This window comes from Stenotrophomonas sp. PvP093, assembly GCF_017876915.1.
In the GTDB taxonomy this organism is placed as follows: domain Bacteria; phylum Pseudomonadota; class Gammaproteobacteria; order Xanthomonadales; family Xanthomonadaceae; genus Stenotrophomonas; species Stenotrophomonas muris.
In genome coordinates this window covers 2,445,086-2,463,293 of sequence record NZ_JAGIOX010000004.1, presented here as the reverse complement: position 1 = coordinate 2,463,293, position 18,208 = coordinate 2,445,086, and the positions used below count along the sequence as shown (strand labels likewise).

At 67.1% G+C, this 18,208-nt stretch carries 13 protein-coding genes; 9 read left to right on the top strand and 4 right to left on the bottom strand.

What is annotated here, in order from left to right:
* Nucleotides 1–3: 3 nt before the first annotated feature.
* The 7 genes from J3A72_RS13905 to fusA all read left to right on the top strand — a co-directional run bounded on the left by J3A72_RS13905 (nt 4) and on the right by fusA (nt 8,676).
* The gene (locus tag J3A72_RS13905) at nt 4–1,032 is read left to right on the top strand and encodes an alpha/beta hydrolase-fold protein (protein ID WP_075075978.1); all 1,029 of its coding nucleotides are present in this window, start codon (nt 4–6) and stop codon (nt 1,030–1,032) included.
* Between the two features lie 122 nt (nt 1,033–1,154).
* The gene (locus J3A72_RS13900) at nt 1,155–2,531 is read left to right on the top strand and encodes an ATP-binding protein (protein WP_209572033.1); all 1,377 of its coding nucleotides are present in this window, start codon (nt 1,155–1,157) and stop codon (nt 2,529–2,531) included.
* A gap of 51 nt (nt 2,532–2,582) precedes the next feature.
* Nucleotides 2,583–3,629 carry an ABC transporter substrate-binding protein gene (locus J3A72_RS13895; protein WP_075075977.1) on the top strand — a complete coding sequence of 349 codons (1,047 nt, stop codon included), beginning with the start codon at nt 2,583–2,585 and terminating at the stop codon, nt 3,627–3,629.
* Nucleotides 3,626–4,669 (top strand): iron ABC transporter permease, encoded by a 1,044-nt coding sequence (locus J3A72_RS13890; protein ID WP_046430486.1) that lies wholly within the window; start codon nt 3,626–3,628, stop codon nt 4,667–4,669. Before J3A72_RS13895 ends, J3A72_RS13890 begins: the two co-directional genes overlap by 4 nt.
* Nucleotides 4,666–5,427, top strand: a complete 762-nt coding sequence (locus J3A72_RS13885; RefSeq protein WP_075075976.1) for a heme ABC transporter ATP-binding protein — start codon at nt 4,666–4,668, stop codon at nt 5,425–5,427. The genes J3A72_RS13890 and J3A72_RS13885 overlap by 4 nt, the downstream gene beginning before the upstream one ends.
* A 63-nt stretch (nt 5,428–5,490) precedes the next feature.
* On the top strand, nt 5,491–6,240 hold the full coding sequence (locus tag J3A72_RS13880; RefSeq protein WP_075075975.1) for a hypothetical protein: 750 nt from the start codon (nt 5,491–5,493) through the stop codon (nt 6,238–6,240).
* Nucleotides 6,241–6,675: 435 nt separating this feature from the next.
* Nucleotides 6,676–8,676, top strand: coding sequence for an elongation factor G (gene fusA / locus J3A72_RS13875; protein WP_209572031.1), 2,001 nt, complete (start codon nt 6,676–6,678; stop codon nt 8,674–8,676).
* 89 nt (nt 8,677–8,765) lie between these two features.
* On the opposite strand, the gene J3A72_RS13870 is transcribed toward fusA, so the two are convergent.
* Nucleotides 8,766–9,746 carry an IS5 family transposase gene (locus J3A72_RS13870; protein ID WP_075076136.1) on the bottom strand — a complete coding sequence of 327 codons (981 nt, stop codon included), beginning with the start codon at nt 9,744–9,746 and terminating at the stop codon, nt 8,766–8,768.
* A gap of 381 nt (nt 9,747–10,127) precedes the next feature.
* Between J3A72_RS13870 and J3A72_RS13865 the strand changes: the two genes are divergently transcribed.
* Both J3A72_RS13865 and J3A72_RS13860 read left to right on the top strand, forming a co-directional pair.
* The gene (locus tag J3A72_RS13865; RefSeq protein ID WP_005409616.1) at nt 10,128–10,400 is read left to right on the top strand and encodes a hypothetical protein; all 273 of its coding nucleotides are present in this window, start codon (nt 10,128–10,130) and stop codon (nt 10,398–10,400) included.
* Between the two features lie 110 nt (nt 10,401–10,510).
* Nucleotides 10,511–11,266, top strand: coding sequence for a SapC family protein (locus J3A72_RS13860; RefSeq protein ID WP_032961063.1), 756 nt, complete (start codon nt 10,511–10,513; stop codon nt 11,264–11,266).
* On the opposite strand, the gene J3A72_RS13855 is transcribed toward J3A72_RS13860, so the two are convergent.
* The 3 genes from J3A72_RS13855 to J3A72_RS13845 form a co-directional block, all read right to left on the bottom strand.
* Nucleotides 11,267–13,594 (bottom strand): ATP-binding protein, encoded by a 2,328-nt coding sequence (locus J3A72_RS13855; RefSeq protein ID WP_080469268.1) that lies wholly within the window; start codon nt 13,592–13,594, stop codon nt 11,267–11,269.
* The gene (locus J3A72_RS13850) at nt 13,591–14,241 is read right to left on the bottom strand and encodes a response regulator transcription factor (protein ID WP_230374552.1); all 651 of its coding nucleotides are present in this window, start codon (nt 14,239–14,241) and stop codon (nt 13,591–13,593) included. The genes J3A72_RS13855 and J3A72_RS13850 overlap by 4 nt, the downstream gene beginning before the upstream one ends.
* A gap of 237 nt (nt 14,242–14,478) precedes the next feature.
* On the bottom strand, nt 14,479–18,168 hold the full coding sequence (locus tag J3A72_RS13845) for an AAA domain-containing protein (protein WP_140222802.1): 3,690 nt from the start codon (nt 18,166–18,168) through the stop codon (nt 14,479–14,481).
* Nucleotides 18,169–18,208 lie beyond the last annotated feature (40 nt).

Here is an 18,208-nt window from a genome sequence, read left to right as displayed (position 1 = left end):
CTGATGAAGCACTTTGTTCCGCCTTCGCGCCGTGGTCCGCTGGCCCGCGGCTTGGCCGCCTTGATGATGGGTCTGCTCCTGGCCACCCCATATGCCCATGCACAGCAGCGCAACCCGCTGCAGAAAATCGGCCACACCGTACTCGACGAGCCGGCGGCCAGCTATCGCTTCGAGCATTTCGTGGTGGACAGTCCCGACCAGCAACGCCGCTGGCGGGTGAACCTGGCGATTCCGGCCAAGGCCGGCAAGACGCCATCCCCGGTGCTCTACGCGCTGGACGGCAACGCCGTCGCCATGGTCCTGGATCAGCCGTTACTGGCCGAGCTGGCCGCGCGCAAGGCGCCACCGGTGCTGGTGCTGATCGGCTACGACAACGACCTGCGCATCGATTCCAAGGCGCGCACCCGCGACTACACCGCATGGATCGACCGTGCCGACGATGAGAGCGGTACGACCCAGGCGGTCGGCGGTGGTGCTGCGGCCTTCCTGGATGTGATCGAACGCCGCATCAAGCCGGAAGTGGAGCGTCGCGCACGCATCGATACGCAGCAGCAAGCGCTGTGGGGCCACTCGCTGGGTGGATTGTTCGTGCTCAATGCGCTGTACACGCGTCCGGCCGCCTTCCAGTCCTATCTGGCCGCCAGCCCGTCGCTGTGGTGGAGCCAGGGTGCGGCGCTGGGGGATCCGGAACAACAGTTCGTGCAGAACGTGCACGGCCAACCGGCAAGGCTCTGGCTGATGCTGGGCGGTGCCGAGCGTGTCGGTGATCGCGGCAAGCGCGACATGAACAATCCGCGCGTGGTCGCGCACCTGCGCCGCATCGGTGGCGCCACCCCGGATGCGGCGATGCAGCTGTCCGAGCGCTTGGGCAAGGTGCCGGGCCTGAGCGTGCAGTACCGCGAGTTCCCCGGCCTTGGCCACGGCCCGATGCTGCCGGCGTCCTTCCATGCGGCGCTGCATGAGCTGTACGGCGTGACCGATCGCAGCGCCGGCGATGGCGCGCCCAATGGCGGTGACAACGCCGCCGAATGAATCCCTTCGCACGCGCTGCCGTGCGACCCCACTACCCAGGCGAGGCTGCCGACGTGCAGCGGCCCAGGCAACCGATGACCCCCGCGCCACGTGGCGCGGCCTACGTGTGCAAGGAGCCTGCCATGTCGTTCCGTCCGTCTCTCCGTCTTACCTCTCTCGCTGCCGGCCTGCTGCTGGCAGTGACCGCCACCGCGCAGCCGGTGTTCGACCAGCCGGCCAACGCCACCTTCAAGGGTGAGGTCGTCTCACGCGGTGAGAACGTGGTTCCCGGCAGCACCGCCGACGTGGTCGGCCGTGGTTTCGTGCCGGGCCAGAAGGTCAGCCTGCTGCGTGGCGACAGCGTGCTCAACGCACAGCCGGTGGTGGTCGATGCCGATGGCAACTTCAAGACCCAGCTGAGCATTCCGGCCGACGCGGTGCCGGGCACCCACCCGGTGGTGGTGCGCGCCAGCCAGCCGGCTGCGGCCACGGTGCTGAAGCTGCGCGTGTCGCCGCAGTTGCCGCTGTCCGGCCAGGCGCAGTTCGCCACCCGGTCCAGCAAGCTGGTGCCGGGCCTGTACCAGTCCGCCTACAGTGCCGCCAGCAACGCAGTGTTCGTGACCTCGGCGGTGGGTCGCCCGCCGGTGACCCAGTCGCAGCTGCTGAAGCTGGACCCGACGTCGCTGAAGGTGACCAGGGCGATCACCCCGGCGCAGGTGCCGGGCAGCACCAATGGTGCGGTGTACGCGGTCTACGGCGTGGGCGTGGATGACACCAACGGCAATGTCTGGGTGACCAACACCCGCCAGAACTCGATCGCGGTCTACCGGCAGAAGGACCTGTCGCTGGTCCACCAGTTCCCGGCCGACACTGTGCCGCACACGCGCGACGTGGTGGTCGATGGCACCCGCGGCAAGGTGTTCGCCTCGGCCACGGGCGAGGACCACCTGTCGGTGTTCGACGCCAGGACCTTCAAGGAGCTGCCGGCAGTGACGCTGGAATCCGGCGTGGACGACGGCACGTTCACCCCGATGAGCCTGGTGCTGGACGAGAAGGGCGGCAAGCTGTTCACCGTCAGCATCGGCACCCCGGAAGCGGCGGTGATCGATGTGGCCAGCGGCAAGGTCGAGAAGGTCATCGATCTGGGTAATTCGATCAGTGCCTCGGGCGTGGCCTTCGATGCGGCACGCAACCGCCTGTACGTCGCCTCGCAGGGCACCGACAACCTGCTGATCGTCGACGTGGCTGCCGGCAAGGTGCTGCATGACGTGCCGGTCGGCGCCGGTGCGCTGAACGTCGCCTTCGATGATGCTTCCGGCCTGGCCTATGTCAGCAACCGTGGCGCTGGCACGGTCACCGTGGTGAATGGTGACGGCAAGGTGGTCGCCAATCTTGATGGCGGCACGCTGCCGAACCACGTCCGCGCCGATGGCAAGGGCAACGTGTTCGCGGTGAACAAGTCGCGCGGCGCTGAGGACCCGAAGGGTGACCGCATCACCCGCATCACCCCGAAGCAGTAAGTCACACGGTGGGGCGGCGTGCGCGCCGCCCTGCCAGCAAGGAGAACGAGCATGAACATCGCGTCCCGTCTGCGCCTGTGTGCGCTTCCGTTGGCTGTTTCGCTGGTACTGGCCGCCTGTGGCGGCGCGTCGACACCGCCTGATGGCCAGAAGGCCGCCGAGCCGCCCGCCGCACCGGCCGCTGCCGAAACCGCGTTGCCGGCAGGCTGGCAGCGCGTGGCCGGTGCCGAGCTGCCGGCCATGCATGACCAGAAGGCGATGCTGCCGGCCAAGGTGCATTCCGATGACGGCGCCGATATCGAGGTGACCGATACCAGCCGGATCATTGCCGGTGGCGACGACGTCATCGCGGTGATCGAAGCACTGGGGCTGGGCACGCAGGTATTCGCCGCGCCGACCAACACCACCACCCAGGCCGGCCTGGCCGCGCCGCACCAGTTCCTGTTCAACCGCACCACCGGCGTGGAGGGCGTGCTGAGCCTGCAGGGCTCGCTGTTCCTCGGCAACAGCCTGCGCCGCCACACCGAGCTGGCCAAAAAGCTGCGCGAAGTCGGTGAGCCGGCGGTGGTCATCGATGATCTGCAGCCGGCGCCGGACAAGGTGCGCAAGGTCGCCGCCGCACTAGGGCTGGCCGAAGCGGGGCAAACACTGGCCACGCAGGTGCAGCGCCAGCTCGACGAGGCTGCAGCGATTGGCAAGGGCCTGGGCCATGCGCCACGACTGATCCACGTATCGGCCACCGGCGCTGGCGGCTCGCCCACTGTCGCCGGTGCCGACAGCGCGTCAGCGCAGCTGATCGCGCTGGCCGGCGGCATCAACATCGGCACCGAGGCCGGGGTGAAGAACTACTCGCAGCTGAGCAACGAGGGGGTGGTCGCCGCGGCACCGGAGGTGATCCTGGTGACCGAGCATGACCTGCGGCTGTTCGGCGGTGCCGAAGGCCTGTGGAAGGCGTACCCGACGCTGAAGCAGACGCCGGCCGGGCAGTCCAATCGGGTCTGGGTGATGCCGGATGTGCAGCTGAAGTACACCAGCGTGGGTTCTGGTGCGGGCGCGCTGGCGCTGGCCAAGGCCCTGGCAGCCTTGCCGAAGGCATGAGTCCGGCGGATCGGCGCCGCCGTCGCGGGCGGACGATGTTGATGGTGGCGTTGCTGGCGCTGCTGGGGGCAGTGCTGGCGTCGTTCGCCGTGGGTCCGTTGCGGTTGCCGCCGCTGGAGGTGATGCAGGCGCTTGCGGTGAAGCTGGGCCTGCTTGACCCAGGGGCAGTCAGCAGCCGTGATCTGGCCGTGGTCTGGCAGCTGCGCATTCCGCGCGCCCTGTTGGGCGCGATGGTCGGTGCGTCGCTGGCGATGGCCGGTGCCAGCCTGCAGGGCCTGTTTGGCAATCCGCTGGCCGACCCCGGCATCGTCGGTGTCAGCCAGGGTGCTGCGCTGGGTGCGGTGGCTGCCATTGTTCTCGGCGCTGCCGGTGCGGCCGGCTGGCTGGTGCCGGTGGCAGCCTTCGTCGGCGGCGCGCTGGCGATCGGCCTGACCTATGCGCTGGCCCGGCCCGGCAAAGGCAGTGGGAATGCCACGCTGCTGCTGGTCGGCATCGCGATGGCCGCGTTCTGCTCGGCGCTGATTGGTTTCCTTACTTACATCGCCAGCGAAAGCGAGCTGCAGTCGCTGGTGTTCTGGCAGATGGGCTCGCTGGCGCGCGCCAACTGGGCCGACGTGGCCGCGGTGGTGCCGCTGTTTGCGCTCGGCGTGTTTGCGCTGCAGCGACTGGCCACGCCGCTGGACATGCTGGCGCTGGGTGAGCGCCAAGCGCAGCACCTGGGGCTGGACGTGACCCGTACGCGGCGTCGCCTGGTCGCGTTCAGTGCGCTGCTGGTGGGCGCAGCGGTGGCGTTCGCGGGCTCGATCAGCTTCGTCGGCCTGGTGGTGCCGCACGTGGCGCGACTGCTGGTCGGCCCGGGTCATCGCTGGCTGCTGCCGTTGTCCGGGCTGCTCGGTGCGCTGCTGATCGTGGTGGCCGACACCGCCGCGCGCACGCTCGATCCACCCGCGGAGATTCCGCTGGGCCTGTTCTCGGCCGCGCTGGGTGCTCCGTTCTTCCTCTGGCTGGTGCTGCAGCAGCGCCGCAAGGCGGCGCCATGAGCGTGCTGCTGAAACTGCACCAGGTGGTGGTGCGCCGCCAGCAGCGCGAGATCCTGCATGGCATCTCGCTGGCGTTCGAACCGGGCACGGTGACCGCGCTGGTTGGCCCGAACGGCGCGGGCAAGTCTACGTTGCTGGCGGTGGCGGCCGGTGACCTGCGCGCCGATGCGGGCGAGGTGAGCCTGTTGGACAAACCGCTGGCCAGCTACAAGGCCGGGCCGCTGGCACGCGAGCGCGCGGTGATGCCGCAGGAACATGGCGTGCGCTTCGCCTTCAGCGTGGAAGAAGTGGTGGCGATGGGACGGTTGCCGCATCCGCCGGATCCGCGTGTGGACGATGCACGGGTGGAAGCTGCCATCGATGCCGCCGAACTGCAGGCGCTACGCCTGCGCGAAGTGCAGCAGCTGTCCGGTGGCGAGTCCGCCCGGACCACGTTCGCGCGCGTGCTGGCGCAGGACACGCCGCTGCTGTTGCTTGATGAACCGACCGCGGCGCTGGATCTGCGCCACCAGGAGCGTACGTTGCGCAGTGTGCGTGCCTGTGCCGAAGCCGGTGCGTGCGTGATCGTGGTGCTGCACGATCTGAACCTGGCCGCCGGCTATGCCGACCGCATCGTGTTGCTGAAACAGGGCAGGGTGGCCGCCGATGGCACGCCGCTGCAGGTGCTCACCGAAGACAACCTGCAGCGGGTCTATCAGCAGGATGTGGTGGTGCTGGAGCATCCGCGGCGCGGGGTGCCGTTGGTGGTGGTGACGTAGTCCGGATCTGCTGCCGTCGCCGCGTATCATGTCTGACCGGTATTCCCTCAATGGACTGATGCAATGATCTGTAGCATTTCGCGCGGCACGCTGCTGGCCGTGTTGGTTGGCTTCGCAGGCGCTGCGACTGCGGCTTCCACCTCTCCGGTTTCGCTGACCGATGCGGCGGAGAATGCCTCGCTGATCGAGATACGGCATTCCGCTGGCGCGGGTTCTCCTGTTGCGTCCATCCGGACGCAGTACTTCGCCAGCGAGGAAATGTCCGTGAGTTGGGATGACCAGCAGGTGCTGGTGCTTTGCAAGGAGGCGGCATACCTGCAGATTCCCCCTGCCAAGCTCAAGGCCGGTGCGTTGAGCACCGAGCAGCGGCAGATGATCGTCTACCAGGCGCTGATGTCCGGCCTGGGTGCTGTCGCGGGCGTGGTCGGGCCGGCGGGCGAGATGGTGGCTGTGGCGGATGACGGAAGCGAGACCCGCAGCATTGGCGAAAGCCATTGGGCGTACGGTATCGAGCGCTACGACGTCACCACCCAGCGCATGCCGGGCGGCGCGCTGCGTGTGCATTCCCGCAAGACCGAGACCGTGAACACGACGCCCCCGGCGAGCCCGGACGACACGTTCAGCACCGAGGATGACCAGGCGGCACGCCTGTCCGAACTGGCGCCGGTGGGGAGCTGGACCGAGGTGCTGATCCATGGTGGCCCGCGGCTGCCGCACATTGACCCGGCGACGTCGCTGAAGGGTTGGGTTTCGATGGGGGATGACCAGGCGGCGACCGTGGCCGAGGCGCGCACGCTGCACGGCTGCAAGTAAGGGCTGAGAGGAGGCAGATCCCTTTGCCCAGGGGCAAAGGAATCTGACCCCGATCATTGTCGGCCTCATCGTTCCATTTATGTTTGCAATATTCACTTGCGCGCCAGATTGGCAGGTCTAGAATGCGCCCCATGAACCGGATGCCGCTCCTGAAGTTTTTCACCCTGACCCGCGCCAACGCGGAACGGGCGTGTCTGCCTGGAGCCCCACGAGGCCGTTGAAGCGGCCATCGCTGGACCTTCGACAGAGCGCCCCCCGGGGCGCTCTTTTTGTTTTTGTTAGTCGACTAACAGTCGACTCTACCCAGTCGACGCTACCCAGTACTGCAAAGGAGAACGTGCCATGCACCAGATCGCCGAGACCGAACGCTAGCCGCGCACCCTGTCGCCAACCGGGGTGCGCGGCCCCTGAAGTTGGCCTTGCAGGAACCTCTTTATGAACACCCAGACCCTTTCCCGTCGTCGCAACCTTGGCATCATTGCCCACATCGACGCCGGCAAGACCACGCTGACCGAACGCCTGCTGTGGAAAAGCGGCGAGATCCACCGCGTCGGTGAAGTGCACGACGGCAACGCGACCACCGATTTCTCGGCGATCGAACGCGAACGCGGCATCACCATCGGCGCTGCCGCCGTGCAGGCGCAGTGGGCGCCGCGCGACCTGCCGCCGCATCGGCTGACCCTGATCGACACCCCCGGCCACATCGACTTCGCCATCGAGGTCGAGCGTTCACTGCGCGTGCTCGACGGCGCCGTGGCCGTGTTCTCGGCCGTGGATGGCGTGCAGCCGCAGTCCGAAACCGTGTGGCGCCAGGCGCGTCGCCACCGCGTGCCGCTGATCGCTTTCGTCAACAAGATGGACCGCGTCGGCGCTTCGTTCGAGCGCGTGCTGGAGCAGCTGCAGGACAAACTGCGGGCGCGGCCGTGGGCGCTGGGCGTGCCGTTGGGCAGCGAAAGTGGCTTCAACGGCTGGGTCGATCTGGTCGATGAGCGCGTGCTGCAGTGGCAGGATGGTGCCGCAACCACGGTGACCCCGTGGGACCAAGCGGCGCGGGCCCAGTGGCAAGCCCAACGCGATGCGCTGGTCGAGGCCGTGGCCGATCACGATGAGCAACTGGCCGATGCCTGGCTGGAAGGTCGCGTGATCGATGCCGGGCAGCTGCGCGCGGCGATCCGCCGGGCGACGCTGGCGGGTGCGGGCGTGCCCGTGCTGGCCGGTGCTGCGTTCAAGGACAAGGGTATCGAGACGCTGCTGGACGCCGTGGTCGATTACCTGCCGTCGCCGCTGGATCGCCCTGCCGTCAGCGCCGAAAGCGATGAGGGCGAGGTCGTGCTGCCGCCGGACCCGGACGGTCCGCTGGCCGGCCTGCTGTTCAAGATCACCCACCAGCAGCACGGCGCGTTGAGCTTCGTGCGGCTGTACTCGGGCACCTTGAAGGTGGGTGATGCGGTGGCCAGTTCGCAGCATCCGCAGGGGCGGCGTGTCAGTCGCCTGGTGCGGGTGCAGGCCGACCAGACCCACGACATCGAACAGGCCGTGGCCGGTGACATCGTTGCAGTGCTGGGCTGGAAGGATGCGGTCAGTGGTGAAACGCTGAGCGGTCGTGCGCAGCCGCTGCGCCTGGAGAACATCCAGGCACAGGCACCGGTGCTGGCGTGGCGGTTGGAGCCGGCGCGTGCGGCCGACCTGATCCGGATGGCACAGGGTTTGGCCAGCCTGGCCCAGGAAGATCCCTCGTTCCGCGTCGAAACCGATCGCGACACGGCGGAGACCCTGGTCTGGGGCATGGGCGAACTGCACCTGGAGGTGATGGTCGAGCGCCTGCGCAGCGAATGGAAGGTCGACGTAGGCGTAGGTGCGCCGCGCGTGGCCTACCAGGAGACGCCGATGCGTGCGATGACCGGCGTCGTCGGGCGGCTGGTCAAGCAGACCGGCGGCCAGGGCCAGTTCGCGCACGTGGTGCTGGATGTATCGCCGCGCGAGGACGACCAGGTCGTATTCAACGACCGCATCGTCGGTGGCGTGGTGCCGCGCAGCTTCATCGCGGCGGTGGAGAGAGGTGTGCGTGCTGCGCTGTCAGAAGGCCCCCAGGGCCATCCGGTGGTCGGCATCGAGGTCAGTCTTGTCGATGGCCAGACCCATGCCAAGGACTCCTCGGAGATGGCGTTCCATCGCGCAGGCGCCGAGGCGATCAAGGCGGCGCTGGCCGAAGGCGGCACGCAGCTGCTGGAGCCGGTGATGGCGGTGACGGTGCATTCGCCGTCAGCGTCGGTGGGTGATGTGGTCGGCGACCTCAACCGCCGCCATGGTCGCATTGCCCGCATCGACGATCAGGATGGTCGCGCCGAGGTCAGTGGCTTCGCACCGCTGGCGCAGCTGGTGGGCTATACCACCTCGCTGCGTTCGCTCAGGGAGGGTCTGAACAACGCACTCTGACACTTGGATTTCAGCGTCAGAGCGCCGGACCAGCGTCGATTTGATCAATTTCCCGCCCTTTCAGGCGGTTTCTGGCGGGTTTTCCCGCCTTACAGGCGCACCACCCCCATCGCCGGCAACAGGCGCCGGCGCGCCATCCACAGGTTCGACAGCGCGAACAGCGTCAGCACCTGCGCCGCGTTCTTCGCCAGGCCGCGGTAGCGCACCTTCGTGTAGCCGAACTGGCGCTTGATCACCCGGAACGGATGCTCGACCTTCGCGCGCAGGCTCGCCTTGTACCGCTCCCAGCGCTCGGTGTAACGCCGCTCGCGCGGGTTCTTCATCGCCCGCAACTTCGACGGCTTCTCCGCGATCAGGAAGCCGGCCTCCACATCCTTCAACTCTTCACGCTTGTCGGCACCGGTATAGCCGCTGTCGCCACAGATCGTGTCTTCCCGGCCGTGCAGCAGCCTGTGTACCCGGGTCACGTCGGCCACGTTCGCCGCCGTGCACTCGACGTGGTGCACCAGGCCGGATTCATCATCGACGCCGATGTGCGCCTTCATGCCGAAGTGCCACTGGTTGCCCTTCTTCGTCTGGCACATTTCCGGATCGCGCTTGCCTTCGGCGTTCTTCGTCGAGCTCGGCGCGGCGATGATCGTCGCGTCCACGATCGTGCCCGCGTGCAGGCTCAGGCCCTTGCGCGCCAGATGCGCATTCACCCGCTCGAAGATCCGCCCGGCCAGGCCGTGGGTTTCCAGCAACCGGCGGAAGTGGAGGATCGTGGTCTCGTCGGGAATCGCGTCCACGCCGCCCAACCGCGCGAACCGGCGCATCACCGGCGTGTCGTACAAGGCCTCTTCCATCGCCGGGTCGCTGAGCGCGTACCACTGCTGCAGGAAATGGATGCGCAGCATCGTCGCCAGCGGGTACGGCTGGCGGCCGGGACGGCCCAGCTTCGGGTAGTGCGGCTCGATCAGCGCCAGCAGCGCCTGCCACGGCACCACCTGCTCCATCTCGGCCAGGAAGATCTCCCGCCGCGTGCGCTTGCGCTGGCCCAGGGTCTCGGCATCACCGAACGTCAGCTGCATCGATCGTCACCCCAATCTGGTGCGCTATTGTCGCCTGCAGCAGCGGAGTTGTTCAGACCTTCCCTCAGCCAGGGGCGGGCCAGCAGCGAGGCGCACCTGCATGGCTACGAGCCGGTGCGCGCTGCATGAAGAAGGTGAGGGGAGCCCGTTCGCGGGCTCCCTTTTTTGTGGGTTCGGGTTTCCGCATCCATGCATGGCGTGGATCTACCGGGTGATCGGGTCGCGAGCGCTGCACTAGATCCAGACCATGCGTGGATGGGGCCCTCGCGATGCGTTCTTTTGCATTGCGATGCAACAAAACTGCAGAAAAAGCTGGATTAAAGTGATGCCTCACGATAAATTGCGCACCCCCCGTTGCTCGCCGCCGCCCGCACCCCTCTCATGCGTGATGACAAAGACCCCGGAACCCTGGAGCTGACCCTGCCGCGCAAGCGCGGTCGTCCGCCCAAGTTCGGGTATGCGATGAGCGATGCGCAGCGGGCCGCACGCTATCGTGCGCGCCGGGCAGGGCAGGCCAACCACGCCGATGTGCGCTCCTGCAGCGACATGGTGCTGCTGGACAAGATCCGTGCAGCGGTGAGCGCGCGCGACACCGAACTGGCCGGGTTCCTGGTCCACGTGCTCTGGCAGCGCTACCCCCTGCAGCTGAAATAGTTCGCTGGCGGGGTGGCCGTTGTCATCGAGCTTGTTGATAATGCGGGATTCAGGTTGTTCCCGCTGGCGTGCCCGGGATGGCAGGCGCGCATGATCGAACGGTTCCCAAGATGACCACCACCAGCGACACCACCACCGAAGCGGCGCCGAGCGGCGCTCCCCTGTTCTATACCCGTCCGGTGCCGCTGCAGGCCGATGTGCACGCCGATCTGCGCATCCTGCCGGGCAAGCTCGAGTTCGCCGCCGGCAACAACGCCATTCCGCTGGTGCTGGGCGAGTTCTCGCTGGCGCTGCATCATTTCCCGATCCTGTTCGCCGGCCCCGGTGCGGTTCCGATGGCTGCCGTCGGCGTGTCCGACCAGAACCTGTTCATCAAGGACGGCCTGTGGGAAGACGAGGCCTATATTCCGGCCTACCTGCGCCGCCACCCCTTCATCTTCATCGACACCGGCGCGGAGAATGACTTCCTGCTGGGCATCGACGAAGAAAGCCCGCGCGTGGTCAAGGGCGGCGAGGAAGGCCAGCCGCTGTTCGTTGACGGCAAGGCCACCGAAATGGTGCAGCAGGCGCTGGAGTTCTGCGGCCAGTACACCCGCGAGCACGAACAGACCCTGGCCTTCTCCAAGGCCCTGACCGACAACGGCCTGCTGGTCGAGCGCAACGCCACCGTGCGTACCCCGGATGGCCGCGAGTTCAACCTCAATGGCTTCCTGGTGGTGGACGTCGAGAAGTTCGTTGCGCTGCCGGAAGCCACCGTGGTCGAGTGGCACCGCAGCGGCTGGCTGGCACTGATCCACCAGCACCTGATGTCGCTGGGTCGCTTCAATGACCTGACCCGTCGCCAGGTCGAGCGCCTGGCCGCCTGATCAAGGCATTGGCAGGGTTCCCGCTGGGCGGGAGCCCTGTCCGGCCTTCAGTACGTCCAGCAGGCGCCGCGCATCGGCCCAGTCCGGCGCGGCGTCATGCGCCAGGTCGACCAGCTCCGCCGCGATGGCCGCATGCTCGCATTGGCCAAGCATCTGCAGCGTGCCCTGCAATCGGTGCGCGTGATGGCCCAGTGCCGATGCATCCGCTCGATCAATCACCCGCTCCATGTTGCCGAGCTCATCGTGGATGTCGGCGATGTAGGCCGCGTCCATGTCAATCGTCTGCGCGGCTGCGCCCTGGCCCTCTGGTCGCGCAATGCCGAGCGCAGGCAGCAGCTGGGCGGCGCGCAGCGGCTTGGCCAGCACTGCGTCGAAGCCCGAGCGGTGGCAGCGTGCGCGATGACGCCGTCCGGTGCGGGCAGACAATGCGATCAGGCGAACGCCGCGCCCGGCAGACCCGCGCAGCTCGCGCGCCAGCACGTGACCATCGGCGCCAGGCAACCCAATGTCGATCAGAGCAACGGAGCGGGGCTGTCGTGCCTGTTCGGCCAGGGCACTGGCCGCATCTTTCACGGCGCACACTTCTGCGCCCCAGCGCCGCAGCTGTTCGGCGATCACGTGGCGATTGAGCTCGTGGTCCTCGACCAGCAGCAGGTGCAGTCCGGCCAGTGGCGTATCGCCCACGGGCATGTCCTGGGCATCCACGCCGGTGCCAGCCGGGCACACCGGCAGGCGCAGGATGAAGCGACTGCCACGGCCCAGCACGCTGTGCACGGTGAGGTCGCCGCCCATTGCGCGGGCCAGCTCGCGCGCGATGGAAAGCCCCAGGCCACTGCCGCCACGCCGCTGTCCGCTGCTGCCTTGCTGGAAAGGCTGGAACAGGGTGGCTACCTGCGCCGGCGCGATGCCGATGCCGCTGTCGATCACCTCCAGCAGCAGCGCCCGCGGATGCGCCGCCGGCATCAGTTGCAGGCGCAGCTCGATGCGGCCGGAATCGCTGAACTTCACTGCGTTCGCCAACAGATTGCTGGCAATCTGGCGTAGCGCATCGGCGTCCACCAGGATGTTCGACGGGGATGCGCCCTGGGCATCGAGATGCAGCTGCAGGCCTTTCCGCTGGGCCTGTGGCCGGATCGCCTCCAGAGCCTGCCGGCACAGCTGGGTTGCATCGCAGGGTTGCGCATGCGGCTTGAAAGCGCCGCTCGCAAGGCGCGAAAAATCCAGTGCGCGATTCAACAGGCTGCGCAGGGATTGGCTGGCGCTGCTGGCAGCGGCGAGCAGGTCACGCTCGCCCTTGGGCAATGTCGATTGCCCCAGCAGCTCGATCGAGGTCAGCACGGCCTGCGCCGAGTTGCGCATCTCGTGGCTGATCACGCCGATGGCATGCGCGCTGCTTCGGTCACCGCGCGCCCGCAGGTGGCGCATTGCGAGCCACAGCAGCGGCAGGGCAATCAGCAGTGGGGCCAGCAGCAACCATCCGCGCGGGGGCGACGCCTGCATCCAGTCCAGTGCATTCCCGGCCGCGGCAGGCAGGGTCTGGCCTGCCCACAAGTGGAGCAGGCCTGCGTGCTCTTCCAGAGTGATCTCCCGCAATGCCTGTTCGATGCGCCCAAGCAGTTGCTGGTCTTCCCGGCGAACCAGCAGGTAAAGGTCGGTGGAGAAGCCGCTATCGAACGGCTGCAAGCGCAGGCTGCCATTGAAATGGCGTCGAACCAGGGGGCGCAGCGTGGGCTCCAGGCCAATCGCCACGTCCGCCAGGCCGGCTTCGACTGCCGCCAGTGCTGCATGCCGGTCTGGCAGCTGCCGCAGCCGGACCTGCGGGTGATGCGCGTGCAGCCAGCTGGCGTAGGGCCCGCCTTCAACGACGGCGATGACCCGGCCGTCGAGTTCGCGCATCTCCCGTGGCAGCCACTCGCCGGCGCGTCCGGCCAACAGGGTGGCGCCGCCACGGAACGGGGTGGACGCGGCAAGGCCGGGGCAGGGCAGCGCCTGGTGCCTTGCGCCGCCAAACACCATGACCAGGTCAGCCTCGTGATGGCATACAGCGAGGATCGATGCGGCGGTTGTCGGGTAGGGGTGTTCCAGGAAACGGAATTGGGCGTGCCGCGCCACCAGGTTGGCATAGCCATGGGCGAGCGTTGGCGGTGATGACGGATCGGCCAGGGCCGCGGGCAGGGGGCGCAGGGAGGGAGTCGTGGCGACCCGTACAGTGCTGCCCGGCAGCCAGCGTGGCGAGCGGATATCTTCGGCCGAGGCAGCCGGCAGGAGAAGGAGCGCCAGCAGCCCCGTGGACAGGAAGCGGCGGCGCAACGGCGGCTGGCGCCTCACGGTGTCTCCAGTCGTTCGCGCAGTGCGTAGATTTCCACGTCGCTGCGCAATCCCAGCTTGCGCAGCACAGCCACCTTCTGCGTGCTGACAGTCTTGATGCTGCGGTGCCGCCGCAATGCGATCTCGGAGACCGTCAAGCCTTCCAACAGCAGCCCGAGTACTTCGCGCTCGTTGCGGCTGAGCTCGCCGCGGTCGCCGGCCAGCCTGACGTCCGGTGGAACCCGGGTCAGGCCCTGGGAAACACGTACGATGGCGTCGGACAATGCAGCAAGCGGTTCGGCCTTGCTGACGAATCCGTGGAGTCCGGCATCGATCAGGCTGTTGAGGTTGGTGGTGGGGCAGAGCGTGGCGAAGGCCAGCAATTGCGTGCGCGGAAATTCCCGGCGCAGCAGCGCAACCAGCTCGAGGCTACCCAGGTCGTCACGGGCAAGCGTGAGATCGATGATGGCCACATCTACCGGTGTGCGTTGCAGGCTGCAGAGCAGTTCGTTGCTGCAACCGTGGCTGGCGACGATGTCGAAGCGGAGATCGCCTGACAGGTGCAGGGCGGTGCCGCGACGGACGACTTCGTGATCGTCCAGGAGCGCCAGGCGAAGCCGACGCGGTGCAGGAAATCCATTCATGCGCGGGAGGTGGTCGGCGCCCATGGGCGTGGCCGCCATTCTGGCGCCGCTGTCGCGTCGAACATCGAATTCGTTGCGTTTTTACGACTATTCCTAAAGATCGATGGATGCAGTTGATCGGCCGGGGCTTACGCATTCGTGACGTAAATGGATGGGGTGCTGCAGGCGTCCCGTCGTGGCTGCCGGAACCATTAATGTGACGCGTCACGCTGGCGTGACCCTGCGCCCCTGACCTGAGTCGTTGACGCCGTCAGGGCAGGGCTATCGAGTCTGCACGCGGGGGATCGACATGCGACCCAGGAACTGCGCCGGGGTGATGCGGGGCAACTGTTTGGCATGGGCGTCTGAGAAGTGGCGCAGGCCGCCCCAGAGTGCGGTGTCTCCGATCAGGAAGCAGCGGTGCTGGGCACGGGTGACGGCGACGTTGAGCAGATTGGGCTTGCTGGAGGCCCAGTGCGCCGCGCCCACCGTGTCCGTGTCGCAGCCCAGGACCATCCAGACAATGCTTTCCTCCTTGCCCTGGAAGGTGTGCACGGTGCCGACGCGCTCCCTGCACCACGTGCGCAGTTCGGTGGTGCGTGGCGCCTGCGTGCCGGGTGGGGCATCCGGGCCAAGCCAGGCGTCCTGGCTCCGCAGTCGCTCGAGCAGGGCATCCTTGATGCGCTTGAAGGGCGAAATGATGTAGACCGGGGGAAGGCTTCCGGTGCTGTGGTAGAGCGCGGCCAACGCCTGCTGCACCAGGTCGATCTGGCACGGCACGACCTGCTTGTCGCTGGTGCGGCCGGGGGCGTGTACCCAGGCGCTGCTGCCGATGTCCAGGCTGTCGGCGGGTGGCCGCGCCGCACTGGGTTCCCAGGGGTTGGAGAAGATCATCTTCCCCTCGTAGGCAATCGTGTTGGCAATGGAGAACATCGGTTCGACGCAGCGACGATGCACGCGCAGCGGACTGCCGATCCAGAGCGGCGAGCCGCCGGACTCCATGCGGGCACCGAGCGGGTTGGCCTCGTCGGCCAGTACCTGTACGGAGGTCTTGTCGGGCGAGACGTTCACGCCTGCGGGCAGTGCGCTGGTTCGGCCCAGCGCCTGAAGCAGTTTGACCGGCACGGTGAACACCGGCTCGATCTGCAGCGGATCACCCACCACGACCGCGCGCCTGGAGCGCAGCAGTGCACCGACTGCCGCCTGCGGCACGGCCTGGCCAGCTTCATCGATGAACAGCCAGCCGATCGAGTCCGGCCCCAGATGTCGGAACTGGCGTGCGACCGAGGCGAACGTGCTGGAGACAACCGGCACGATCATGAACAGGCTCTGCCAGATGGCCAGCGCATCGCGTGGCTCCTGCAGCCGCTTGCCACTCAGCAGGTGGCACAGTGCAATGACGTTCTGGGCGAAGCCGCCGCCCTTCTGCACCACTTCGTGCAGCCAGGCCTGGTGAAGCTGCAGTGCCGCCACGAAGAGATTGGCGCGCTGCTCGTTGAGCTGCTCGCTGTTCCAGACTCCCTTGATCTGCCAGTCCTGACCTTCCAGTTCGGCCGCGTTGGCGGGATGGGACGCGGTGCCGAATTCGGCTTTCAGTTGTTCGAGCTGTTGCGTCATTCCAGCCCATTGCTGCGCCCGTGCCTGCGCGGCGGCCGATGCCTCGGCCAAGGTGCTCGCGGTTTGGCCCAGGTGCTGTTGCGCCGTATCACATTGCGTGCCGAGTTCGAGCCCGCGCTGGGTCCATCGGTGCTGATGATCTGCGTTCTGCACCATTGCGGCCGCATGGCTGTGCGCGCGCTGCCGGTCGAAGATGCGGGCCCACCAGCCAGGCTTCTCTTCCCTGAGCAGGATGCGTTGCGCCTTGAGCAGGGCGAGCTGTTCATCGGATCTGCTGCGCTGGCTCTCGAGTGCACGGCACTGCTGTGCAGCTTCCTCATGCGCGCGCTGTGCATCGCGAAGCTGAGAAGTCGTTTGCCGGCAGAAGCTCTCCTCATCGTTGCCGCTGATTTCACGGCTGAGCGAGGCAAGCCGATCCAGCTTTTCGACCAGGCCATTGACGATCGCATCGGCCTTGCCGAACGCCTGCCTGGCCTGCTGGAAGCTCATGGCTGCTGGGTTGTCCCGCCACTCCCAGAGCGACTGGTGGCGGGCGCGGTCGTAGCCCTTCGGGGTTTTGCCATCTTTTGGGGCGCTCCTGCTGATGGCCCGCACAAGTGCCTCGCGGTTGGCCTTCCTGCCCAGCGCGCAGCTGATCAACCCCCAGGCATCGCTGTCTGCCGCCGGTCGTTCATAGGCGCCCCTGCCGTTCCATTCGAGCAGGTTGCGGGCCAGTGGCCGCAGGTAGTCGAAGGTCACGTCCCCTGTGCTGTTGCGCCAGCGCGACCCTCCGGGCTTGCCCAGTGACCGGCTCTTCGGCAGGTCACGCGAAATATTCTCCACGGCGGCATTGTTCGACGATGCGACCACCATCTCGAAGCCGGTCAGGTCGGCCTTCAGTGGCGAGACCCTGCACGGCTTCTCACCTTCGAAGTTCACTTCGCGGGCTGGGCCGAGCGCAGCGGCTGGCGTTGCGTACTGTGACAATGCACGTGCACGCCGCACGATGTTCTCAGCGAAGACCTCACGCAACAGCGTGGTCTTCCCGGTTCCGGGCGGGCCATTGACCGAGAAGATGCCTGAATCGCGCACCTGCTCGAAGATGCTGTTCACAGCGAACTGCTGCATCAGGCTCATCGTGTGTGCAGGATCGCCGGGCCAGTGGCCCCGATTGATGTGGCGCGGGCGCAGCCGGTCGGCAATCAGCGCATGGCCTTCTGGGGTGTAAAGGTCTTCGCGTCGGCTTTCAGGCAATGGGCTCAGATAGGCGCGTAGCGGTGCACTGGCCTTGCCCTGGTCGAGTGCGCCGATGGCCCGCGCGATATCCTCGACGAAGAAACTGTTGAGGATGCTGATCTCCGCGTCCTCTTCGGGCTGGGCCTCGTCGTCCTCGGCGTCGTCCACTTCCGCCGTTGGCTCGTTGTCCGGCCCTGGGGGTGTGGCTTTTGCTGCCCGTTCCGGCTTCGGCTTGTCTTCAACGCTTTTCGCCCGGATGACCAGCAGCGGAGCGGACGCGTCGCCCGCGGAAGGGTCATGACCCGACCAGTTGCACAGGATGTCGAGCAGGCGCAACAGGTCGTCGGGGCTGCAGGGCGTTGGGCCCTCACCCTGTCCGGCGGGGGTGGCAGCGGCGCTGCGGAACGTTGCTACGTCGCGCTTGAGTGCTTCAAGGCTTGCCTGGAAGGCGTCGAAGTCCAGGCCCTGCAAGCCACGCCTGGAGATCGTGCCCAGTGCCCACGGAACGGTCGATACCGAGATTTCACCCAGCTGCAGCACGCCCTCGGCGCTTGCCCGCAGGCTGGCCGCGCAGGTCAGGCCTTCCAGTTCGGCCCGTTCGTCCTGTTCCAGCGACTCGTCTCCGCTTGGCGTCTCAGGCAGTACCCGCTGGGTGATATCGGCCAGCTGGGCTTTGTCGAATATGCCGAGGTAGACATCGAATCCGCTCAGCCTGCGACCGAATGGCAGGGGTGGGGACCACAGATCCTTCGGGTCCAATCGCTCGAGCTGATCCCTGGACAGCTGCCGTACGCTCCAGTCCGCGTCCTTCGACTCAAGGACCTGGCCCTGCAGATCGTAGGGTATGAAGAACTCAACCCTGTGCCAGAAGCTGAGGATCGCGCGATGACTGGCCTGCAACGCGTTGCGTCGTTCTTCCTTCAACTGCCTGTTCCTTCCATTGTGAAATCGGCCACGACCGGAATGCACCCTTCGTCGGCCATTGTGACCGGCGCGCACAGCCCTGTATTGGCCATTAGCGGCCGCCGCGGTCGAGTCTTGAGTGTTCGCGGCCCCGGCGCCAGCTACTGCAGGCAGGGCAGGGGCGGCGTCGCTGTACGCACGGGTCCGGCAGCGGCTGCGCGCGTGCCGGATGAACAATGCGGCAGCGGTGATGAATGCGACATCCGGCGCAAGCAGA

Coding starts and splice junctions, on each gene's coding strand:
- J3A72_RS13905 (WP_075075978.1), top strand. CDS start 4: ATGAAGCACTTTGTTCCGCCTTCGCGCCGTGGTCCGCTGGCCCGCGGC.
- J3A72_RS13900 (WP_209572033.1), top strand. CDS start 1,155: ATGTCGTTCCGTCCGTCTCTCCGTCTTACCTCTCTCGCTGCCGGCCTG.
- J3A72_RS13895 (WP_075075977.1), top strand. CDS start 2,583: ATGAACATCGCGTCCCGTCTGCGCCTGTGTGCGCTTCCGTTGGCTGTT.
- J3A72_RS13890 (WP_046430486.1), top strand. CDS start 3,626: ATGAGTCCGGCGGATCGGCGCCGCCGTCGCGGGCGGACGATGTTGATG.
- J3A72_RS13885 (WP_075075976.1), top strand. CDS start 4,666: ATGAGCGTGCTGCTGAAACTGCACCAGGTGGTGGTGCGCCGCCAGCAG.
- J3A72_RS13880 (WP_075075975.1), top strand. CDS start 5,491: ATGATCTGTAGCATTTCGCGCGGCACGCTGCTGGCCGTGTTGGTTGGC.
- fusA (WP_209572031.1), top strand. CDS start 6,676: ATGAACACCCAGACCCTTTCCCGTCGTCGCAACCTTGGCATCATTGCC.
- J3A72_RS13870 (WP_075076136.1), bottom strand. CDS start 9,746: ATGCAGCTGACGTTCGGTGATGCCGAGACCCTGGGCCAGCGCAAGCGC.
- J3A72_RS13865 (WP_005409616.1), top strand. CDS start 10,128: ATGCGTGATGACAAAGACCCCGGAACCCTGGAGCTGACCCTGCCGCGC.
- J3A72_RS13860 (WP_032961063.1), top strand. CDS start 10,511: ATGACCACCACCAGCGACACCACCACCGAAGCGGCGCCGAGCGGCGCT.
- J3A72_RS13850 (WP_230374552.1), bottom strand. CDS start 14,241: ATGGGCGCCGACCACCTCCCGCGCATGAATGGATTTCCTGCACCGCGT.